Source organism: Streptomyces sp. JLBT605 (assembly GCF_058215555.1).
Genome location: NZ_CM177087.1, coordinates 5,359,147 through 5,379,266, shown reverse-complemented (window position 1 = coordinate 5,379,266; position 20,120 = coordinate 5,359,147). Strand labels below are relative to the sequence as shown.

At 70.4% G+C, this 20,120-nt stretch carries 19 protein-coding genes; 7 read left to right on the top strand and 12 right to left on the bottom strand.

All coding sequences use genetic code 11. From position 1 onward, the window contains the following. The first annotated feature begins 93 nt into the window (after nucleotides 1–93). Nucleotides 94–1,920, top strand: a complete 1,827-nt coding sequence (locus AC4BDD_RS23455) for a DUF8508 domain-containing protein (RefSeq protein ID WP_490687437.1) — start codon at nucleotides 94–96, stop codon at nucleotides 1,918–1,920. Between the two features lie 81 nt (nucleotides 1,921–2,001). Here AC4BDD_RS23455 and dapD read toward each other — a convergent pair whose 3' ends face one another. Next, nucleotides 2,002–3,003, bottom strand: a complete 1,002-nt coding sequence (gene dapD, locus AC4BDD_RS23450) for a 2,3,4,5-tetrahydropyridine-2,6-dicarboxylate N-succinyltransferase (RefSeq protein WP_490687436.1) — start codon at nucleotides 3,001–3,003, stop codon at nucleotides 2,002–2,004. Between the two features lie 247 nt (nucleotides 3,004–3,250). Between dapD and AC4BDD_RS23445 the strand changes: the two genes are divergently transcribed. Beyond that, nucleotides 3,251–4,012, top strand: coding sequence for a hypothetical protein (locus AC4BDD_RS23445; RefSeq protein ID WP_490687435.1), 762 nt, complete (start codon nucleotides 3,251–3,253; stop codon nucleotides 4,010–4,012). A 28-nt stretch (nucleotides 4,013–4,040) separates the two neighbouring features. On the opposite strand, the gene AC4BDD_RS23440 is transcribed toward AC4BDD_RS23445, so the two are convergent. The 9 genes from AC4BDD_RS23440 to AC4BDD_RS23400 form a co-directional block, all read right to left on the bottom strand. Further along, a complete protein-coding gene (locus tag AC4BDD_RS23440) occupies nucleotides 4,041–4,901 on the bottom strand; it encodes a hypothetical protein (protein WP_490687434.1) in 861 nt (286 codons plus the stop codon). 137 nt (nucleotides 4,902–5,038) lie between these two features. Beyond that, nucleotides 5,039–5,383 carry a metal-sulfur cluster assembly factor gene (locus tag AC4BDD_RS23435; protein ID WP_490687433.1) on the bottom strand — a complete coding sequence of 115 codons (345 nt, stop codon included), beginning with the start codon at nucleotides 5,381–5,383 and terminating at the stop codon, nucleotides 5,039–5,041. Beyond that, nucleotides 5,380–5,844 (bottom strand): Fe-S cluster assembly sulfur transfer protein SufU, encoded by a 465-nt coding sequence (gene sufU / locus AC4BDD_RS23430; protein WP_490687432.1) that lies wholly within the window; start codon nucleotides 5,842–5,844, stop codon nucleotides 5,380–5,382. Before sufU ends, AC4BDD_RS23435 begins: the two co-directional genes overlap by 4 nt. Before the next feature lie 10 nt (nucleotides 5,845–5,854). Then, nucleotides 5,855–7,111 carry a cysteine desulfurase gene (locus AC4BDD_RS23425; protein ID WP_490687431.1) on the bottom strand — a complete coding sequence of 419 codons (1,257 nt, stop codon included), beginning with the start codon at nucleotides 7,109–7,111 and terminating at the stop codon, nucleotides 5,855–5,857. Next, complete coding sequence (gene sufC / locus AC4BDD_RS23420; RefSeq protein ID WP_490687430.1) at nucleotides 7,108–7,872, bottom strand: Fe-S cluster assembly ATPase SufC; 765 nt, start codon at nucleotides 7,870–7,872, stop codon at nucleotides 7,108–7,110. The genes AC4BDD_RS23425 and sufC overlap by 4 nt, the downstream gene beginning before the upstream one ends. Before the next feature lie 7 nt (nucleotides 7,873–7,879). Continuing rightward, nucleotides 7,880–8,215 (bottom strand): non-heme iron oxygenase ferredoxin subunit, encoded by a 336-nt coding sequence (locus AC4BDD_RS23415; RefSeq protein WP_490687429.1) that lies wholly within the window; start codon nucleotides 8,213–8,215, stop codon nucleotides 7,880–7,882. Next, nucleotides 8,212–9,381, bottom strand: a complete 1,170-nt coding sequence (sufD, locus tag AC4BDD_RS23410; RefSeq protein WP_490687428.1) for a Fe-S cluster assembly protein SufD — start codon at nucleotides 9,379–9,381, stop codon at nucleotides 8,212–8,214. Before sufD ends, AC4BDD_RS23415 begins: the two co-directional genes overlap by 4 nt. A 187-nt stretch (nucleotides 9,382–9,568) precedes the next feature. Then, nucleotides 9,569–10,990 (bottom strand): Fe-S cluster assembly protein SufB, encoded by a 1,422-nt coding sequence (gene sufB, locus AC4BDD_RS23405; RefSeq protein ID WP_490687427.1) that lies wholly within the window; start codon nucleotides 10,988–10,990, stop codon nucleotides 9,569–9,571. Further along, entirely contained in the window at nucleotides 10,987–11,835 is an 849-nt protein-coding gene (locus AC4BDD_RS23400) for a helix-turn-helix transcriptional regulator (RefSeq protein WP_490687426.1), read from the bottom strand. Before AC4BDD_RS23400 ends, sufB begins: the two co-directional genes overlap by 4 nt. Before the next feature lie 170 nt (nucleotides 11,836–12,005). Here AC4BDD_RS23400 and AC4BDD_RS23395 point away from each other — a divergent pair, with 170 nt between their 5' ends. From AC4BDD_RS23395 to AC4BDD_RS23385, 3 genes are all read left to right on the top strand, one after another. Then, entirely contained in the window at nucleotides 12,006–12,932 is a 927-nt protein-coding gene (locus AC4BDD_RS23395; protein ID WP_490687425.1) for an ABC transporter ATP-binding protein, read from the top strand. Beyond that, the gene (locus tag AC4BDD_RS23390) at nucleotides 12,929–13,699 is read left to right on the top strand and encodes an ABC transporter permease (protein WP_490687424.1); all 771 of its coding nucleotides are present in this window, start codon (nucleotides 12,929–12,931) and stop codon (nucleotides 13,697–13,699) included. The genes AC4BDD_RS23395 and AC4BDD_RS23390 overlap by 4 nt, the downstream gene beginning before the upstream one ends. Before the next feature lie 65 nt (nucleotides 13,700–13,764). Continuing rightward, nucleotides 13,765–14,787 carry a COX15/CtaA family protein gene (locus tag AC4BDD_RS23385; protein ID WP_490687423.1) on the top strand — a complete coding sequence of 341 codons (1,023 nt, stop codon included), beginning with the start codon at nucleotides 13,765–13,767 and terminating at the stop codon, nucleotides 14,785–14,787. A gap of 80 nt (nucleotides 14,788–14,867) precedes the next feature. On the opposite strand, the gene AC4BDD_RS23380 is transcribed toward AC4BDD_RS23385, so the two are convergent. Both AC4BDD_RS23380 and AC4BDD_RS23375 read right to left on the bottom strand, forming a co-directional pair. Next, nucleotides 14,868–15,227 (bottom strand): hypothetical protein, encoded by a 360-nt coding sequence (locus AC4BDD_RS23380; RefSeq protein ID WP_490687422.1) that lies wholly within the window; start codon nucleotides 15,225–15,227, stop codon nucleotides 14,868–14,870. Between the two features lie 98 nt (nucleotides 15,228–15,325). Next, a complete protein-coding gene (locus AC4BDD_RS23375; RefSeq protein ID WP_490687421.1) occupies nucleotides 15,326–16,267 on the bottom strand; it encodes a heme o synthase in 942 nt (313 codons plus the stop codon). A 528-nt stretch (nucleotides 16,268–16,795) separates the two neighbouring features. On the opposite strand from AC4BDD_RS23375, the gene tkt reads away from it, so the two are divergent. Together tkt and tal are read left to right on the top strand one after the other, a co-directional pair. Continuing rightward, the gene (gene tkt / locus AC4BDD_RS23370; RefSeq protein WP_490687420.1) at nucleotides 16,796–18,895 is read left to right on the top strand and encodes a transketolase; all 2,100 of its coding nucleotides are present in this window, start codon (nucleotides 16,796–16,798) and stop codon (nucleotides 18,893–18,895) included. A gap of 34 nt (nucleotides 18,896–18,929) precedes the next feature. Beyond that, nucleotides 18,930–20,048, top strand: a complete 1,119-nt coding sequence (gene tal / locus AC4BDD_RS23365; protein ID WP_490687419.1) for a transaldolase — start codon at nucleotides 18,930–18,932, stop codon at nucleotides 20,046–20,048. Nucleotides 20,049–20,120: the final 72 nt, after the last annotated feature.

Here is a 20,120-nt window from a genome sequence, read left to right as displayed (position 1 = left end):
GATCTCTTGACAATGTCCATGCCGAGACAAGAGATTCAGCGCGCGTAGACATCACTTTTGCCCCACCACTCCCCACACCGAAAGGCCATCAGCATGTCCCCACGCGCCCTGCGCAGATCCGCCGGCGTCACCGCCGTCATCGCCGCTGCGCTCGCGGCCGGCCTGCTCGCCGCGCCCGGGTCCGCGTCCGCCGACGAGATCCGGATCCACGACATCCAGGGCAGCACCCGGATATCCCCGCTGGCCGGGAAGCAGGTCGTCGACGTGCCGGGCACGGTCACCGCGATCCGCGCCTTCGGCTCGGGCCGCGGCTTCTGGATCCAGGACTCCCAGCCCGACCGCTCTGCCGCGACGAGCGAGGGCGTCTTCGTCTTCACCGGTTCGACCACCCCCACGGTCAAGGTCGGTGACGCGGTGACGGTCTCCGGCACGGTGGCCGAGTACTACCCGGGCGGCGCGGACGCGGGCCTGCAGTCGATCACCCAGATCACCAAGGCGAGCTGGACGGTGACCTCCTCGGGCAACACGCTGCCCGACGCCTTCACCCTCAACCCCTCCACGGTGCCGAACCGCTGGGCCCCGGACGCCGACGGCGGCAGCATCGAGGGCGTGGAGCTGCGGCCCCGCAGCTTCGCCCTGGACCGGTACGAGTCGCTGGAGGGCATGACGGTCGCCGTGGCGGACGCGCCCGTCGTCGGCGCGAGCAGCGAGCACAAGGAGCTGTGGGTGACGGCCGAGCCGGGCCACCACCGCACCGAGCGCGGCGGCGTGCTCTACGACTCCTACCGGGACCCGAACGCCGGCCGGGTGAAGGTCGCCTCCCTGATCCCGTACGCGCAGCAGCCCTTCCCGGTGGCGAACGTGGGCGACGAGCTGACCGGCACCACCGCGGGCCCGCTGGACTACGACAACTTCGGCGGCTACGAGATCCAGGCCACCGAGCTCGGCGAGCGCCACGACGGCGGGCTCACCCGGGAGACGACGCGCAAGCAGGCGGCGGACGAGCTGTCCATCGCCACCTACAACGTCGAGAACCTCTCCCCCAAGACCCCGCAGGCCAAGTTCGACCGGCTGGCCCAGGCGCTGGTGACCAACCTGGCCTCCCCCGACATCGTCGCGCTGGAGGAGGTGCAGGACGACAACGGCCCCACCAACGACTCGGTGACCGGCGCCGAGGCCACGCTGAAGAAGCTGACCGAGGCCATCGCGGCGGCCGGCGGCCCGTCCTACCAGTGGCGCCAGATCGACCCGGCCGACGACCAGGACGGCGGCCAGCCCGGCGGCAACATCCGGGTGGCCTTCCTCTTCAACCCCGAGCGGGTCTCCTTCACCGATGTCCCGGGCGGCGACGCGACGACCCCGGTGCGGGTGGTGGGCGAGGGCGGCAAGGCCGCGCTCTCCGCCTCCCCGGGCCGCATCGACCCGGCGAACACCGCCTGGGAGAAGAGCCGCAAGCCGCTGGCCGGGCAGTTCTCCTTCCACGGCCGGCGGGTCTTCGTGATCGCCAACCACTTCAACTCCAAGGGCGGCGACCAGGGCCTGGACAGCCGCTTCCAGCCGCCGGCCCGCCCCTCGGAGAAGCAGCGCGGTGAGCAGGCCAAGGCGGTCAACGCCTTCGTCAAGGAGCTGCTGGCGGCCGACCCCAAGGCCGATGTGGTGGTCGCGGGCGACCTCAACGACTACCAGTTCTCGCCGGCGCTGCGGACGCTGACCGACGGCGGCGTGCTCACCGACCTGGTGAACCGGCTGCCGCGCGAGGAGCGCTACGGATACGTCTTCAACGGCAACTCGCAGGTGCTCGACCACATGCTGACCAGTGGTCACCTGCGGAAGGTGGACTACGACATCGTCCATGTGAACGCCGAGTTCGCGGACCAGGCCAGCGACCACGACCCGCAGGTCGTCCGCATCAAGCCGTAACCCTGGAGACGGCCGCATACGAAACGGCCCGCGCCGGTGATCCGGCGCGGGCCGCTCGCGCTGGTGCGCGGGTGGCGGGGTTCAGTTGTGGCTGTGCAGCGCCGCGTTGAGACCGCCCCAGGAGCCGGTGCGCGGCAGCGCCTGCACCGTGCCGGTGGTGGAGTTCCGGCGGAACAGCAGGTTGGTGACGCCGGAGAGCTCCACGGCCTTGACGACCTGGCCGTCCGGCAGCGTGACCCGGGTGCCCGCGGTGACGTAGAGGCCGGCCTCGACGATGCAGTCGTCGCCCAGCGAGATGCCGATTCCGGCCTCGGCGCCGAGCAGGCAGCGCTCGCCGATGGAGATGGTCTGCTTGCCGCCACCGGAGAGGGTGCCCATGATCGACGCGCCGCCGCCGATGTCCGAGCCGTCGCCGACCACGACGCCCGCGCTGATCCGGCCCTCGACCATGGAGGTGCCCAGCGTCCCGGCGTTGAAGTTGACGAAGCCCTCGTGCATCACGGTGGTGCCGGAGGCGAGGTGCGCGCCGAGCCGGACGCGGTCGGCGTCGCCGATCCGCACCCCGGCCGGGGCGACGTAGTCCGTCATCCGCGGGAACTTGTCGATGCTGGTGACGTTGAGCGTCAGCCCCTCGGCGCGGGCGGCGAGCCGGACCTGCTCGACCTGGTCGACGGCGACCGGGCCCAGGTTGGTCCAGGCGACGTTGGCCAGCAGGCCGAAGATGCCGTCGAGGTTCTGGCCGTGCGGCTTGACCAGGCGGTGCGAGAGCAGGTGCAGACGCAGGTAGGCGTCGTGCGCGTCGAGCGGCTTGTCGTCGAGCGAGGCGATGACCGTACGGACGGCCACGACCTCGACCCCACGGCGCGGGTCGGCGCCCAGCGCCTGCGGGGCGGCCTCGCCCAGCAGCTCGGCGGCGCGCTCGCCGCTGAGCCGCTCGGTCCCGGCCGGGCCCGGCTCGGCGATCAGCTCGGGGGCGGGGAACCAGGTGTCCAGGATGGTGCCGTCGGCGGCGACGGTGGCCAGACCGGCGGCGACGGCGCCGGTGGTGCGGGTGTTCGGGGTGGAGGTTGCTGCGTCGGTCATGTCCGAACGCTAACCGGATGTGGGCCGATCAGGCGAACCGGTCTCGCCGAGCGGGCACCGGGGTGCGGAGCCAGGGTGTCCGGTGCGTGTCCGCGGCGACGGGTCCGCCTGTCGGGTGATCGCGCCGTGTTGCGGCGGCGGCAGCGCGGCTGGCAGACACGTCCGTGCGAGGCTCGATCAACAAGACGAGTGTCAACAAGACGAGTGTCCGACGGCAAGGCGGCGGAAGAGGCCAAGGAGGCGGCACATGCCCGGTGCGGCGGGAAGCGGTATCCGGAGCCGGACCGGTCGGTGGCTGCCGCTTGGCCGCGCGGTCACACCGCCGGTCCTGCTGGGGACCGCGGGGCTGCTGGCCACCGTGCTCGTCTCCGGGTGCTCCGGCTCCGGCGGCTCGGCGCTGCCGGGCGTGGAGAAGGGGACCCCGCGCAACCATGTGACCTACCACCCGGGCAGCAACAAGGCGGCGGCGGGGGACCCGGACTTCCCCGATGCCGAGGTCGGATCCCAGTCCGAACTGGAAGCCAAGATCCAGAACGACAGCGACAAGTCCCAGAAGGTGGACGAGGTGGGTGTGAAGTCGCAGTCGTCCGCCGCGGGCGCCGCGGGGCGCCGGGCGCCGGCGGTCCGGCGCGCGGAGATCGAGAAGCCCTACGACGGCTGCTCGGGCAAGACCCTGGAGCCAGGGAAGTCCTGCCAGGTGCTGTTCCGCTACGCGCCCACGAAGCAGGGGTCGCACACCGCCGCGTTCATGGTGGACTTCGCGGGGTCGACGCCGGACATCCACGACGAGGTCTCGGCTGTGGCGCTGCCCCCGGAGGGCTCGACGCCGCCGCCCGCCACGACGGGGTCGGCTACGCCGCCGCCGGTCTCCCCCACGCCGTCCGCGACCCTCCCGACGGACGCCACCGTCCCGGTTCCGACGCCGACCGGGCCGGCCGACGGCGAGACGCCGCCCCCGGTGGAGCCACCACCCGTGGAGCCGCCGCCCAACCCGGTCCCGCAGACCTGATCGCGTCCCGCCGGCCGGCGGGACGCCGTCAGCGCAGCACCACCACACGCATCTCGGGGTCGTCGCGCCGCACCATGTGCACCCGGTCCACGGTTTCCCGGCGAGGCACGAGGTAGTACCGCTCGTTCGAGGAGGCCAGCACCGCGAACCGGTCGTAGGCATAGCGGAGGGGCTCGTACTGCTTCGCCAGCGGGCGGTCCGGCTTACCGAGGACCATATGGCTGGTATAGACCACCACCCCTGGGTGCTCGCCCAGCCCGTCCCGCCACTCGTCCCTCGCCGATTCCCGGCCCTCGCGGTCCACCCACCAGGCCACACTGGAGAACGCGCTCAGCGTCAGCATGGCCATGAGCACTCCGCCGACCACGGTCCACAGCCGCTCGCGGCCGCGCGCATGGCCGGCCGCGAACGCCCGCGTCCCGCCGCGCTTGAGCGCCAGCCCGAAGAGCGCGAGCGCCGCACCGATCACCCCGAGCAGCGGCGCCCCGGACCACCCGCGCCACACATAGGAGGTGCCGAACGCCACCAGCAGCATCACGCCGCCGACCGCACCGGCCACCCGGTAGGTCCGCCGCCGCAGCTCCCGCTTGGCCGGGCGGGCGAGCCCGCGCTCCACGTACGCGTAGACCATCAGCGCTCCGAGCCCGACGAGCAGCAGGATCCACAGCGGGAGGAAGACGGCGTTGGGGCTGGCGAGGAGGTAGTCCTGATAGGTCAGCCCCAGCTCGCTGACGGAGAGGCCGAGCTCGGAGTAGTAGGCGTTGATCCGGGTCCGGCCGAGGTAGTAGAGCAGGCCGAGGATGACGGTGCCGGGCGCGACGACGATCGCAGCCTTCTCCAGGAAGGTCTTGCCCGCAGGTACGTGCCGTTCACTGTGACGCTCTCCCACGCCGGGCCCAACGTCCTCGCCCGGCGGCGGTCACGCGTCCCGGCCGAAGATGACTCGCGCGCAGCACACAGGCCCCCGGCATGTGCCGGGGGCCTGTTGCGATCCGGGTGCGGTTCCGGTGCGATCCGGAAGAGGGCTCAGACGTTGAAGCCGAGCGCGCGCAGCTGCTCGCGTCCCTCGTCGGTGATCTTGTCCGGGCCCCACGGCGGCATCCAGACCCAGTTGATCCGCAGTTCGTTGACCAGGCCCTCGGTCGCCGACTTCGCCTGATCCTCGATGACGTCGGTCAGCGGGCAGGCCGCGGAGGTCAGCGTCATGTCGATGGTGGCGATGTTGGCGTCGTCGATGTGCACGCCGTAGATCAGGCCGAGGTTGACCACGTCGATGCCCAGCTCGGGGTCGACGACGTCGTAGAGCGCCTCGCGGATCTCTTCCTCGGTGGCGGGCTTGGTCCCGGCCGTGGTCTCGGTGCTGTCGCTCATGCGCTCTTCCTCGCAGCGGTCTCGCCCAGTGCCTGGGCGGTGGCGTCCTTCCAGGCCATCCAGCTCAGCAGCGCGCACTTCACGCGCGCCGGGTACTTGGAGACGCCGGCGAACGCGACCGCGTCCTCCAGCACCTCCTCCATGGCGTCGTCCGGCTCGATCCGGCCCTTGGACTGCATCAGCTCCAGGAAGGTCTCCTGGATCTCGCGGGCCTCGGCGAGCTCCTTGCCGACGAGCAGCTCGTTCAGCACGGAGGCGCTGGCCTGGCTGATGGAGCAGCCCTGGCCCTCGTAACTGACGTCTCCGATTGTCTCGCCGTCGAGCCGGACGCGCAGCGTGATCTCGTCGCCGCACGTCGGGTTGACATGGTGCACCTCGGCGTCGCCATCCCGCAGACCGCGCCCGTGCGGGTGCTTGTAGTGGTCCAGGATGACGTCCTGGTACATCGAATCCAGCTTCACGAGTGAGCCCCTACCCGAAGAAGTTGCGGACGTGCTCCAGTCCCTCGACCAGGGCATCGACCTCGGCCGGCGTGGAGTACAGATAGAACGACGCTCGCGTGGTCGCCGGAATTCCGTACCGCAGGCAGACCGGCCGGGCGCAGTGGTGGCCCACGCGCACGGCGATGCCCTGTTCGTCGAGGACCTGACCCACGTCGTGCGGGTGGATGTCACCGAGTGTGAAGGAGACCGCCGCGCCGCGCTCCTCGGCCGTGGTGGGGCCGATGATGCGCAGGTCCGGCACCTGCAGCAGGCGCTGGATGGCGTATTCCGTTATCGCGTGCTCGTGGTCGGCGATCTTGTCCATGCCGATGGCGCTGAGGTAGTCCACGGCCGCGCCGAGCCCCACGGCCTGCGCGATCGGGGGCGTACCGGCCTCGAACTTGTGCGGCGCCGGGGCGTAGGTGGAGGAGTGCATCGAGACGGTCTCGATCATCTCGCCGCCGCCGAGGAAGGGCGGCAGGTCCTCCAGCAGCTCCTGGCGGCCCCACAGGATGCCGATGCCGTCCGGGCCGCACATCTTGTGGCCGGTGAAGGCGACGAAGTCCGCGCCCAGCGCCTGGACGTCCAGCGGCATGTGAGGCGCGGCCTGGGAGGCGTCGATCACCACCAGGGCGCCGACCTCCTGGGCGCGCCGCACGATCGGCTCGACCGGGTTGAAGGTGCCCAGGATGTTGGAGACCAGCACGAAGGAGACGACCTTGGTCTTCTCGGTGATGATCTGGTCGATGTTCGACAGGTCGAGGCGGCCGTCGTCGGTGAGGCCGAACCACTTCAGTTTCGCGCCGGTGCGCTGCGAGAGCAGCTGCCACGGGACGATGTTGGAGTGGTGCTCCATCTCCGTGATGACGATCTCGGTGTCACGGTCCACGCGGTAGGGCTCGTCGGCCCAGCCCAGCATGTTGGCGACGAGGTTGAGCGACTCCGAGGCGTTCTTGGTGAAGATCACCTCGTCGCGGCTCGGGGCGTTGATGAAGGCGGCGATCTTGTCGCGGGCGCCCTCGTACAGCGCCGTGGCCTCCTCGGCGAGGACGTGCACGCCGCGGTGGACGTTGGCGTTGTGCTGTTCGTAGTACTCGTTCAGCACGTCGAGGACCTGGCGCGGCTTCTGCGAGGTCGCCGCGTTGTCCAGGTACACGATCTTCTTGCCGTCGTGGACCACGCGGTCCAGGATCGGGAAGTCCTTGCGGATCGCCTCGGTGTCGAGGAGGCCCGGCAGCTGTGTCATACGGTCGCGCCGCCCTTCACATATGCCTCGTAGCCCTCGGCCTCCAGCTTGTCGGCGAGCTCGGGGCCGCCGGACTCGGCGATACGCCCGGCCGCGAAGACGTGGACGTGGTCCGGCTTGATGTAGCGCAGGATGCGCGTGTAGTGGGTGATCAGCAGGGTGCCGACCTCGCCGCCCTCGCGGACCCGGTTGACGCCCTCGGAGACGATACGCAGCGCGTCGACGTCCAGGCCGGAGTCGGTCTCGTCGAGGATCGCGATCTTCGGCTTGAGCAGCTCCAGCTGCAGGATCTCGTGGCGCTTCTTCTCACCGCCGGAGAAGCCCTCGTTGACGTTGCGCTCGGCGAAGGCCGGGTCCATGGAGAGACGCTCCATGGCCTCCTTGACCTCCTTCACCCAGGTGCGCAGCTTGGGGGCCTCGCCGCGGATGGCGGTGGCGGAGGTGCGCAGGAAGTTGGAGACGGAGACGCCGGGCACCTCGACCGGGTACTGCATGGCGAGGAACACGCCGGCGCGGGCCCGCTCGTCGACGGACATCGCCAGGACGTCCTCGCCGTCGAGGGTGACGGTGCCGCCGGTGACGGTGTACTTCGGGTGGCCGGCGAGGGAGTACGCCAGGGTGGACTTGCCGGAGCCGTTGGGGCCCATGATGGCGTGGGTCTCGCCCTGCTTCACGGTCAGGTCGACACCGCGCAGGATCTCGCGCGGACCGTTCTCGGCCTCGACGGAGACGTGCAGGTCGTGGATCTCAAGCGTTGCCATGGGTGCCTCAGGACTCCTGGGTGACGGAGACGAGCACAGAAGCCTCTGGGCCGTCTCCTTCGATCTTGACGGGGTATACGGGGACGGGGCGGGTCGCGGGCAGGCCGGAGGGCTTGCCGGTGCGCAGGTCGAAGCTGGAGCCGTGCAGCCAGCACTCGATCTGGCAGTCCTCCACCTCGCCCTCCGAGAGGGAGACGTTCGCGTGCGAGCAGATGTCGTTGATCGCGAACACCTCACCCTCGGTGCGGACGAGCGAGATCGGCGTGCCGTCGAGCTCCACCCGCTTGGGGGTGTCGTCTTCGAGCTCGCTCAGCGCGCAGACGCGGACGAAGGCTTCGGTCATGCTACGGACGCCTCCAGCTCGGCCTCGATCTTCTCGATCAGGCGGTCCTCGACGTCCGGCAGTCCGATCTGCTGGATGAGCTCGGCGAAGAAGCCCCGGACGACCAGCCGGCGGGCCTCCCGCTCCGGGATGCCGCGGGCCATCAGGTAGAACAGCTGCTCGTCCTCGAAGCGGCCGGTCGCCGAGGCGTGGCCGGCGCCGACGATCTCGCCGGTCTCGATCTCCAGATTGGGGACGGAGTCGACCCGGGCCCCGTCGGTGAGGACGAGGTTGCGGTTGAGCTCGTAGGTGTCGGTGCCCTCGGCGGCGGCCCGGATGAGCACGTCGCCGATCCACACCGCGTGCGCGTTCTGGCCCTGCAGCGCGCCCTTGTAGGCGACGTTGCTGCGGCAGTGCGGGGTGTCGTGGTCGATGAAGAGGCGGTGCTCCTGGTGCTGGCCGTTGTCGGTGAAGTACAGGCCGTAGAGCTCGGCCTCGCCGCCGGGGGCGGCGTAGATCACGCGGGGGTGCAGCCGGACCAGGTCGCCGCCGAAGGTGACGACCACGGACTTGAAGGTGGCGTCCCGGCCGACCAGCGCGGTGTGCTGCGCGGCGTGCACCGCGGTGTCGTCCCAGTCCTGGACGGAGACCACGGTGAGCTTGGCGCCGTCGCCGACGAGGAACTCCACGTTGGCGGCGAGGGTCGCGTCGCCGGTGTGGTCGATGACGACCACGGCCTCGGCGAAGGCGCCGACCTCGACGACCTGGTGGCCGAAGGCGGTGCCGCCCTCGCCGTGCACGGCGATGCGCACCGGCTCGGTCAGCACGGTGTCCTTGGCGATGGTGACGACCGACGCCTTCTCGAAGGAGCTGTACGCCTGGGCCGCGACCCGGTCCACCGGCTTGCCCGCCTTGCCCAGGCGCGCGTCGTCACGGCCGACGGTCTCGACGGTGACGCCCTCGGGGGCGGTCACCTCGACCTTGATGGCGCCGTCGGCGACGGCGGTGCCGTCGTGCAGGCCACGCAGGCGCTCCAGCGGGGTGAAGCGCCACTCCTCCTCGCGGCCGTGCGGCACCGGGAAGTCGGCCACGTCGTACGAGGCGGGGGCGCTGACCCGCGCATCGGTGGGCTGCCCCACCTGGATGGCACCGTCCGTGGTGCTGCCGGCCGGAATGGTTTCAGCCATGGCTGTCGTACTGCTCTCTCTCGCTCTTATGGTGTTCGCTCGCCTCCGGGCGCTCGCACCCGCTGTCGACGTTCCTCGACACTGCGCTCCCTCGTACCTCGGTCGCTTGGTCTCGTCTCTTTCGACAGCGGTGCGCCCTTCGGCTCGCTCACGGCCTGGACGGGGTTACCCCGGAAGGGGGCCGGCGTCAGCCGACCGCGCCTTCCATCTGCAGCTCGATCAGCCGGTTGAGCTCCAGCGCGTACTCCATGGGCAGCTCACGCGCGATCGGCTCCACGAAGCCGCGCACGATCATCGCCATGGCCTCGTCCTCGGAGAGTCCGCGGCTCATCAGGTAGAAGAGCTGGTCGTCGCTGACCTTGGAGACGGTCGCCTCGTGGCCCATCGACACATCGTCCTCACGGACGTCCACGTAGGGGTAGGTGTCCGAGCGGGAGATGGTGTCCACCAGCAGGGCGTCACAGAGCACGTTGGACTTGGAGCCCTCGGCGCCCTCGCCGATCTCGATCAGACCGCGGTAGGAGGTGCGGCCACCGCCTCGCGCCACCGACTTGGAGACGATGTTGGAGGAGGTGTTCGGCGCCATGTGGACCATCTTGGCGCCGGCGTCCTGGTGCTGGCCCTCACCGGCGAAGGCGATGGACAGCGTCTCGCCCTTGGCGTGCTCGCCCATCAGGTAGACGGCCGGGTACTTCATGGTGACCTTGGAGCCGATGTTGCCGTCGACCCACTCCATGGTCGCGCCCTCGTACGCCACGGCACGCTTGGTGACCAGGTTGTAGACGTTGTTCGACCAGTTCTGGATGGTCGTGTAGCGGCAGCGGCCGCCCTTCTTCACGATGATCTCGACCACCGCGGAGTGCAGCGAGTCCGACTTGTAGATCGGCGCGGTGCATCCCTCGACGTAGTGGACGTAGGCGTCCTCGTCGACGATGATCAGCGTCCGCTCGAACTGGCCCATGTTCTCGGTGTTGATCCGGAAGTAGGCCTGGAGCGGGATCTCCACGTGCACGCCCTTCGGCACGTAGATGAACGAGCCACCGGACCACACCGCGGTGTTCAGCGAGGCGAACTTGTTGTCGCCGGCCGGGATCACCGTGCCGAAGTACTCCTTGAAGAGCTCCGGGTGCTCCTTCAGGGCGGTGTCGGTGTCCAGGAAGATGACGCCCTGCTCCTCCAGGTCCTCGCGGATCTGGTGGTAGACGACCTCCGACTCGTACTGGGCGGCGACACCGGCGACCAGGCGCTGCTTCTCCGCCTCCGGGATGCCCAGCTTGTCGTAGGTGTTCTTGATGTCCTCGGGCAGCTCCTCCCAGGAGGCGGCCTGCGCCTCGGTGGAGCGGACGAAGTACTTGATGTTGTCGAAGTCGATGCCGGTGAGGTCGGAGCCCCAGGTCGGCATGGGCTTCTTGCCGAAGAGCTTCAGGCCCTTGAGGCGGAGCTTCAGCATCCATTCCGGCTCGGACTTCTTGGCCGAGATGTCCCGGACGACCTCCTCCGACAGGCCGCGCTTCGCCGCGGCGCCGGCGGCATCCGAGTCGGCCCAGCCGTACTCGTACTTGCCCAGCCCCTCGAGCTCAGGGTGAGCAGTCTCCGTGGGGAGAGTCATTCGGGGTTCCTCCCGGCCGTGCTGGTAAATGGTGCTGAAGTGGTCTGATGTGCTGTCGCGGGGCGCTTGCCCGCGGGTGGTGCTCCGCCGCGCGGAATGAACGTCGTGCACACCCCGTCGCCGTGGGCGATGGTGGCCAGACGCTGCACATGGGTGCCGAGCAGGCGAGAGAAGAACTCGGTCTCCGCCTCGCACAGCTGCGGAAACTGCTCGGCCGCATGGGCGACCGGACAGTGGTGCTGGCAGAGCTGCTCACCCTGCTGGGAATTGGGCGCGCTGCGCGCGGTGGCAGCGTACCCGTCCGCGGTGAGGGCCTTGGCCAGTGCCTCCGCCCGTCCCTCGGGGCCGGCGGCCTCGACCGCGTCCCGGTATCCCTCGGTCTGGGCGGCGAGCCGGGCGCGGGCGAACGCCGCGACGGCGGCCTCGCCCTTCTCGCCCCCGCCGGCGCTCTGCGCGATCCAGCGCAGCGCGTCCACGGCCAGCTTGTCGTAGGCCTGGTCGAAGGCGTCCCGGCCGCAGTCGGTGAGCGCGAATATCTTGGCGGGCCGGCCCCGGCCGCGGGCGCCGTACACCCGCTTCTCGCGGGGCTCGACGACACCGTCGGAGACCAGCGCGTCAAGATGGCGGCGGACGGCCGCCTGGGTGAGCTCCAGCCGCAGGGCGAGCTCGGCCGTGGTGGACGGGCCGTGGTCGAGAATGGAGCGGGCCACGCGGTTGCGCGTGCCGTGCTGCTCGTCGTGAGCGGGCGCGGCGATCGCGGCCGCGGGCCGGGTGGGCGCAGGGGCGACGGGCCTCGCGGCCGACTCGGTCACGGACCCCTTCTGCTCCTCGCTCACCTTTTTCACAACGCCATTGTTGCGTAATTCCCCGGAGCCACACAAGCCGCGATCGATCAGTTGACCGGTGGGGTGCATCACTTAGGCACACCTAACCTGACCTGCGGAAACGATCATCGGAAGACCGCTCGGACGCCCTGCCCCTCCGGCGTTCCTCAAGGCTTCGTAGACTGCCGGGCATGCGTAAAGAGCCCCCGGTCGAGATCGTCGGCCTGGTCAAACGGTACGGGGCGAAAACCGCGGTGGACGGACTGGACCTGTCCGTCCGGAGCGGCACCGTGACCGCCGTGCTCGGCCCCAACGGGGCGGGCAAGACCACCACCATCGAGACCTGCGAGGGCTACCGCCGCCCCGACGCGGGCACCGTCCGGGTGCTGGGCCTCGACCCGGTCGCCGACGCCGCGGCGCTGCGTCCCCGGATCGGCGTGATGCTCCAGTCCGGAGGGGTCTACTCCGGGGCGCGCGCGGAGGAGATGCTGCGGCACACCGCGACCCTGCACGCCCACCCGCTGGACGTGGACATGCTTGTCGAACGGCTGGGGCTCGGCTCCTGCGGCCGGACGACCTACCGGCGGCTGTCCGGCGGCCAGCAGCAGCGCCTCGCGCTCGCCATGGCCGTCGTCGGCCGCCCGGAGCTGGTCTTCCTCGACGAGCCCACGGCCGGACTCGACCCGCAGGCCCGCCGCGCCACCTGGGACCTCGTCCGCGACCTGCGAGCGGACGGGGTGACCGTCGTCCTCACCACCCACCACATGGACGAGGCCGAGCAGCTCTCCGATGACATCGCGATCATCGACGGCGGCAAGGTCATCGCCCAGGGCAGCCCCGAGGAGCTGTGCCGCGGCGGCGCCGAGAACACCCTCCGCTTCACCGGCCGCCCCGCCCTCGACCTGGGCTCCCTGCTCAAGGCGCTGCCCGACGGCTGCACCGCCGACGAGCTGACCCCCGGCTCGTACCGGGTCATCGGCCGGATCGACCCGCAGCTGCTCGCCACCGTCACCTCCTGGTGCGCGCAGAGCGGCGTGCTGCCCGACCGGATCTCGGTCGAGCGGCACACCCTGGAGGACGTCTTCTTGGAGCTGACCGGCAAGGAGCTGCGATCGTGACCGCCACCGGAACCTTCTCCCCGAAGCCCGGCGCGGCCCCGCTGTCCCGGATGATCCGCGCCCAGGCGGCGCTGGAGACCCGCATGCTGCTGCGCAACGGCGAGCAGCTGCTGCTGACCGTGGTCATCCCGGCACTGGTCCTGGTGCTGTTCGGCACCGTCGACATCGTGGACACCGGCGCGGGCGACCCGGTCGACTTCCTCACCCCCGGCGTGCTCGCGCTGGCCGTGCTGTCCACCGCGTTCACCGGCCAGGCCATCGCGACCGGCTTCGAACGGCGCTACGGCGTGCTCAAGCGGCTGGGCACCTCGCCGCTGCCCCGCTGGGCGCTGATGACGGCCAAGACCTGCTCGGTGCTGGTCACCGAGGTGCTCCAGTGCGCGCTGCTGCTCGGCATCGCCTTCTCGCTCGGCTGGTCGCCGCACGGCAATCCGGTGGCGGTGGTGCTGCTGCTGGTGCTCGGTACGGCGGCGTTCTCCGGGCTGGGGCTGCTGATGGCCGGCACCCTGAAGGCGGAAGCCACCCTGGCCGCGGCCAATCTGGTCTTCCTGCTGCTGCTGGTCGGCGGCGGGGTGATGGTGCCGCTGGACAAGTTCCCGGACGCGGCCCAGCAGGTGCTCCAGCTGCTGCCCATCGCGGCGCTCTCGGACGGACTGCGGGACGTGCTGCGGGACGGCGCCGCGATGCCGTGGGGAGACCTGGGGATCCTCGCGGGGTGGGCGGTGCTCGCGCTGGGCGCGGCGGCGCGCTTCTTCCGCTGGGAGTGACGAAGGGCACCATGCCCCAGACCCCCTCGTGAAAAGCCGCACAAGCGCACGCCTACGATGGGCCCGTGCCGAATTCGCTGAATCCCCTTGAGCTGATCGCCCGCCGCTGGCAGCCGTCCGCGCGGTTCGTGCGGCAGGCCGCGCTGGCCTGCGTGGTGATGGCCGTCGTCATCGTGGTGACCGGCGGCGCGGTGCGGCTCACCCAGTCCGGGCTGGGCTGCCCGACCTGGCCGACCTGCACCGAGGAGAGCCTGACGCCCACCGGCGCGATGGGCATCAACGGTGTCATCGAATTCGGCAACCGCATGCTGACGTACGTGCTGTGCGCGGTCGTCGGCCTGCTGATCATCGCCGCCCGGGCCCGGACGCCCCAGCGGCGGTCGCTGACCCGGCTCGGCTGGGCACAGTTCTGGATCGTCATGGGCAATGCGGTCGTCGGCGGCATCACGGTGCTCACCGGCCTCAACCCGTACATCGTGAGCTCGCACTTCCTGCTCTCCACGGCGCTGCTCACGGTGGCCGTGCTGACCTGGCAGCGCGCCCGCGAGGGCGACGCGCCGGCCCGGGACCTGGTGTCCCGCCCGGTCCGCCAGCTCACCGCGCTGCTGGTGGCGGCGAGCGCCGCGCTGATCGTGATCGGCACGGTCGTCACCGGCTCCGGCCCGCACGCGGGCGACGCGGAGAAGGTGCACCGTATCCCGCTGGACTGGCAGGAGATCACCCAGCTGCACGTGGACTTCGTCTACATCGTGGTCGGGCTCACGGTCGCGCTCTGGTTCACGCTGCGCGCCGTCGGTGCCGCCCCGGAGGTGCGCCGCCCGGTGCTGGAGCTGTTCGCGGTGCTGCTCGGCCAGGGCGTGATCGGCTACGTCCAGTACTTCACCCATCTGCCGGAGCTGGTCGTCGGGGCGCACATGTTCGGCTCCTGCCTGGTGTGGATCGCCGTGCTGCGGGTCTTCCTGGCCCAGCGGGAGCGTTCCGAGGCGGTGGCCGTGCCCGCGCCCGACGGCGGCCACGAGGCGATCGAGACAGTGGAAACGGTCGAGACGGCCGAGACGGTCGAGGCCACGGGGGCGGTTTCCGGCTGAGAGGACTTCGTTCAGCGACCGGCAGAGCCGGAAAAAGGCTGGGGCCCGGGCAATGTGCCCGGGCCCCGGCCTTTTGTCGGTCAGTCGTTGGCAGGGCCGCCCATCTGCATGCCGGCCATCCGCGTCCACTCGTAGGCCCCGGTGCGGACCTTCGCGGCCATCTCGCCGTCGAAGTCGTCCTGGAGGGTGATTCCGGCGAGCTCCGCGGCGCGCTGGGCGGTCTCGTACGAGGGGGCGACGAGGTTGCCCCATTCACCGTTGGCGCCGACGAGGGCGATCCGGGTGGTGCCGCGGGCGATGTGGGCGAGCTGGCCCTCCGCGCTGCCGCCGTGGGTCTTGGCGAAGGACGTGATCTGGTGGGCGAGCCGCTGGGCGTGCTTCTCGGCGCGCTTGTCCGTGCCCGGCTGCTGAGCGGTCTCCGCCTGCTTGGTGTCTGCCATACCTCGATGCTACCCAGCAGTAACCAGACGGGAAAGGGGCGACTCGATTACGGAAGAGAGCGCGGGAAAGGGGCAGAGGTCAGCGCAGGAAGCAGAGGTCAGCGCAGGAAGGGGTCCACCGCGACCGCGACGAAGAGCAGCGACACATAGGTGATGGACCAGTGGAACAGCCGCATCTCCTTGAGCTTGGGCCCCGTCACCCCGGCCTTGGCCCGCGCCTGGAGCGCGTGCGCCTCCTTGAGCCAGAGGGCGCCGAGCGCCGCCGCGACGAGCGGGTAGAACCAGCCCGTGTAGCCCAGCGGCCACAGCAGCATCGAGACGCCGACCATCACCCAGCTGTAGGCGACGATCTGCCGGGCCACCGCCTTGTTGCCGGCGACGACGGGGAGCATCGGCACGCCGACCCGCTCGTAGTCGTCCTTCACCTTCATCGACAGCGGCCAGTAGTGCGGCGGCGTCCAGAAGAAGATCACCAGGAAGAGGATGAGCGCGGCCCAGGAGACCGAGTTGGTGACCGCGGACCAGCCGATGAAGACCGGCATGCAGCCCGCGATGCCGCCCCAGACGATGTTCTGCGCGGTACGCCGCTTGAGCCACATCGTGTACACCACGACGTAGAACAGCAGCGCGCCGAGCGACAGCATCGCGGACAGCGGGTTGACCAGGAACCAGAACCAGGCCGTGGACCCGACGGCGAGCGCGGTGGCGAAGACCAGGCACTCGCGCGGGGAGACCATCCCGGTGACCAGCGGCCGCTGGGAGGTGCGGTCCATCAACGCGTCGATGTCCCGGTCGATGTACATGTTGAACGCGCCCGCGCCGCCGGCGGACAGGTAGCCGCCGACGCAGGTGGCGAGCACGAGCCACAGGTCCGGCACGCCTTCGGCCGCCAGGAACATCACCGGAACCGTCGTCATCAGCAGCAGCTCGATGACGCGGGGCTTCGTCAGAGCCACGAACGCCTTGACACGTGCCCCGAACGGACGGTGAGTGGGGCTCGCAGTGAGCACCCCCGCAGGACGGGATTCGACGGCCGTCACGCACACCCCTGGTAGAAGCAGCAGAACCAGCAAGCACCAGACATGAAGGCCCGGTAAAGACTTGCGCGTACCACGCCACTCTAGACGTAGCGGATACCCGGCCCGTCGCGGGGGTCGGTCGTGTTGGCCCCCGTCCCATGGGCGTACCACCGATGCCGTCAAGACCACGGGGGAAGGTCGGTGGGCGCTCCCGGGATGCCCCGGCGAAGCGGGCGGTGACTCGCGCGCGGCCCGCGGTGGCCGACACGGGCCCCCGCCGAGAGGCGAAGCGGGCGGGCGCCCGGCAGTCTGGGAGTGCGGGTGACCGGCGGTCCGGGAGCGGGCCGGTACGCCGCGACGGGGGTGCGGCGTGGACCTCATTTGTGCGGCGTGAACCTCATTCGTTGCCCGAGGATCCGGTGAGCGGTACCGCGGGCGGCAGTCGATAAGACGACCGTTCCGCCAAGGGTAGGCTCGACCCCGCCGCGTCGTGGCGGGCAATACCGCCCCCGGCAAATTGATCATGTGGAGAGGAGCCCTGATCTTAGGGTGAGCACCAAGCCGACCACCACAGACCTCGACCTCGACTGGACCGAGCTGGATCAGCGGGCCGTCGATACCGCCCGCGTCCTGGCCATGGACTCCGTGCAGAAGGTCGGTAACGGCCACCCCGGCACGGCCATGAGCCTCGCCCCCGCCGCCTACCTGCTCTTCCAGAAGCTGATGCGGCACGACCCGTCGGATGCGAACTGGACCGGCCGCGACCGGTTCGTCCTCTCCCCCGGCCACACCAGCCTGACCCTCTACGTCCAGCTGTTCCTCTCCGGGTACGGCCTGGAGCTGGACGACCTGAAGGCGTTCCGCACCTGGGGCAGCCTGACCCCGGGCCATCCGGAGCACGGGCACACGGTGGGTGTGGAGACCACGACCGGCCCGCTGGGCCAGGGCATCGCCAACGCGGTGGGCATGGCGATGGCCGCCCGCTACGAGCGCGGCCTGTTCGACCCGGAGGCGGCGGCCGGCACCTCCCCGTTCGACCACACCATCTGGACGATCGTCTCGGACGGCGACCTGGAGGAGGGCATCTCCGCGGAGGCGTCCTCGCTCGCCGGCCACCAGAAGCTCGGCAACATCGTCGCGCTCTACGACGACAACCACATCTCGATCGAGGGCGACACCGCCACCGCGCTCTCCGAGGACGTGCTCCAGCGGTACGAGGCGTACGGCTGGCACGTGCAGCGCATCGAGCAGGCCGCCAGCGGCGACTTCGACGTGCACGCGCTGTACGCGGCGCTGAAGGCGGCGCAGGAGGAGACGACGCGCCCCTCGATCATCGCGGCGCGCACCATCATCGCCTGGCCCGCGCCGAACGCGCAGAACACCGAGGCCTCGCACGGCTCGGCGCTCGGCGAGGAGGAGGTCGCGGCCACCAAGCGGGTGCTGGGCTTCGACCCCGAGCAGCACTTCCAGGTCGAGGACGCGGTGCTCGGTCACGCCCGCGCGGTGGTCGACCGGGGCCGTGAGGCGCACGCCGCCTGGGACAAGCAGATCCAGGAGTGGCGGAACAACAACCCGGAGCGGGCCGCCGAGTTCGACCGGATCAGCGCGGGCGAGCTGCCCGACGGCTGGGAGGACGCGCTCCCGGTCTTCGAGGCCGGCAAGGACGTCGCGACCCGCAAGGCGTCCGGCCACGTCCTCCAGGCGCTGGGCGCGGTGATCCCGGAGCTGTGGGGCGGCTCGGCCGACCTCGCCGGTTCGAACAACACCACCATCGACCCGTCCTCGTCCTTCCTCCCGAAGGACAACCCGCTGCCGGAGGCCGACCCGTACGGCCGCACGATCCACTTCGGCATCCGCGAGCACGCCATGGGCTCGACCATGAACGGCATCGCGCTGCACGGCAACACCCGGATCTACGGCGGCACCTTCCTGGTCTTCTCCGACTACATGCGCCCGGCCGTGCGGCTGGCCGCGCTGATGAAGCTGCCGGTCACCTACGTGTGGACGCACGACTCCATCGGCCTGGGCGAGGACGGCCCGACCCACCAGCCGGTCGAGCACCTGGCCGCGCTGCGCGCCATCCCCGGTCTCAACATCGTCCGCCCGGCGGACGCCAACGAGACCGCGATCGCCTGGCGTGAGATCGTCCGCCGGCACAGCGACCGGCCGGCCCCGCACGGCATCGCGCTGACCCGTCAGAACGTGCCGACCTACGAGCCCAACGAGGACGCCGCCAAGGGCGGTTACGTGCTCTTCGAGGCCGCGGACGCGGACGGCCGGCAGGTGGAGCCGCAGGTCATCCTGATCGGCACCGGTTCCGAGGTGCAGCTGGCGGTCACCGCGCGTGAGGAGCTGCAGGCCGCGGGCATCCCGGCGCGGGTCGTCTCGATGCCGTCGGTGGAGTGGTTCGAGGAGCAGGACCAGGCGTACCGCGAGAGCGTGCTGCCGCCCGCCGTGAAGGCGCGCGTCGCCGTGGAGGCCGGCATCGGTCTGACGTGGCACCGCTACATCGGCGACGCGGGCCGGATCGTGTCGCTGGAGCACTTCGGGGCAAGCGCCGACTACAAGGTGCTGTTCCGTGAGTTCGGGCTGACCGCTGACGCGGTGGCGCAGGCCGCCCGGGAATCTCTCGCCGCCGCCGGGCGCTGACGCTCGTAGAATCCAAGTAGGAGATGCAGATTTCATGACAGACGCACTCAAGCGCCTCTCCGACGAAGGCGTCGCGATCTGGCTCGACGACCTTTCGCGCAAGCGGATCACCTCCGGCAACCTCGCCGAGCTGATCGACCAGCAGCACGTCGTGGGCGTCACCACCAACCCGTCGATCTTCCAGAAGGCGATCTCGCACGGCGACGGCTACCAGCAGCAGCTGGCCGACCTCGCCGCCCGCAAGGTCACCGTCGACGAGGCCGTCCGCATGATCACCACGGCGGACGTCCGGGACGCCGCCGACATCCTGCGCCCGGTCTTCGACGCCACCGACGGGCAGGACGGCCGGGTCTCCATCGAGGTCGACCCGCGGCTGGCGCACGACACCGTGGCCACCATCGCCGAGGCCAAGCAGCTGGCGTGGCTGGTCGACCGGCCGAACACGCTGATCAAGATCCCCGCCACCAAGGCGGGCCTGCCGGCGATCACCGAGGTCATCGGCCTGGGTATCAGCGTCAACGTCACGCTGATCTTCTCGCTGGAGCGCTACCGCGAGGTCATGGACGCCTACCTCGCCGGCCTGGAGAAGGCCAAGGAGCGGGGTCTGGACCTGTCCCTGATCCACTCCGTGGCGTCGTTCTTCGTGTCCCGTGTGGACACCGAGATCGACAAGCGCCTCGACGCGCTGGGCACCGACGAGGCGAAGGCGCTGCGCGGCAAGGCCGCGCTGGCCAACGCCCGGCTGGCCTACCAGGCGTACGAAGAGGTCTTCGCCGGCGAGCGCTGGGCGGCCCTGGACCGGGCGCACGCCAACAAGCAGCGTCCGCTGTGGGCCTCCACCGGCGTCAAGGACCCGGCCTACAAGGCCACCCTCTACGTCGACGACCTGGTCGCCCCGGGCACGGTGAACACCATGCCGGAGGCCACGCTGGACGCCACCGCCGACGGTGGCCAGATCACCGGCAACACCATCGCCGGCACCTACGAGCAGGCCCGCGCCGAGCTCGACGCCGTCGAGAAGCTCGGCATCCGTTACGACGAGGTCGTGCGGCTGCTCGAGGACGAGGGCGTCGACAAGTTCGAGGTGTCGTGGAACGACCTGCTGAAGTCCACCGAGGCGGAGCTGAAGCGCCTCGCTCCTTCGGAGGCGTGAGTTGACCTCTTCGTCCGTAAGCGGTGACAACCCGCTTCGTGACGCCCAGGACCGACGGCTCCCGCGCATCGC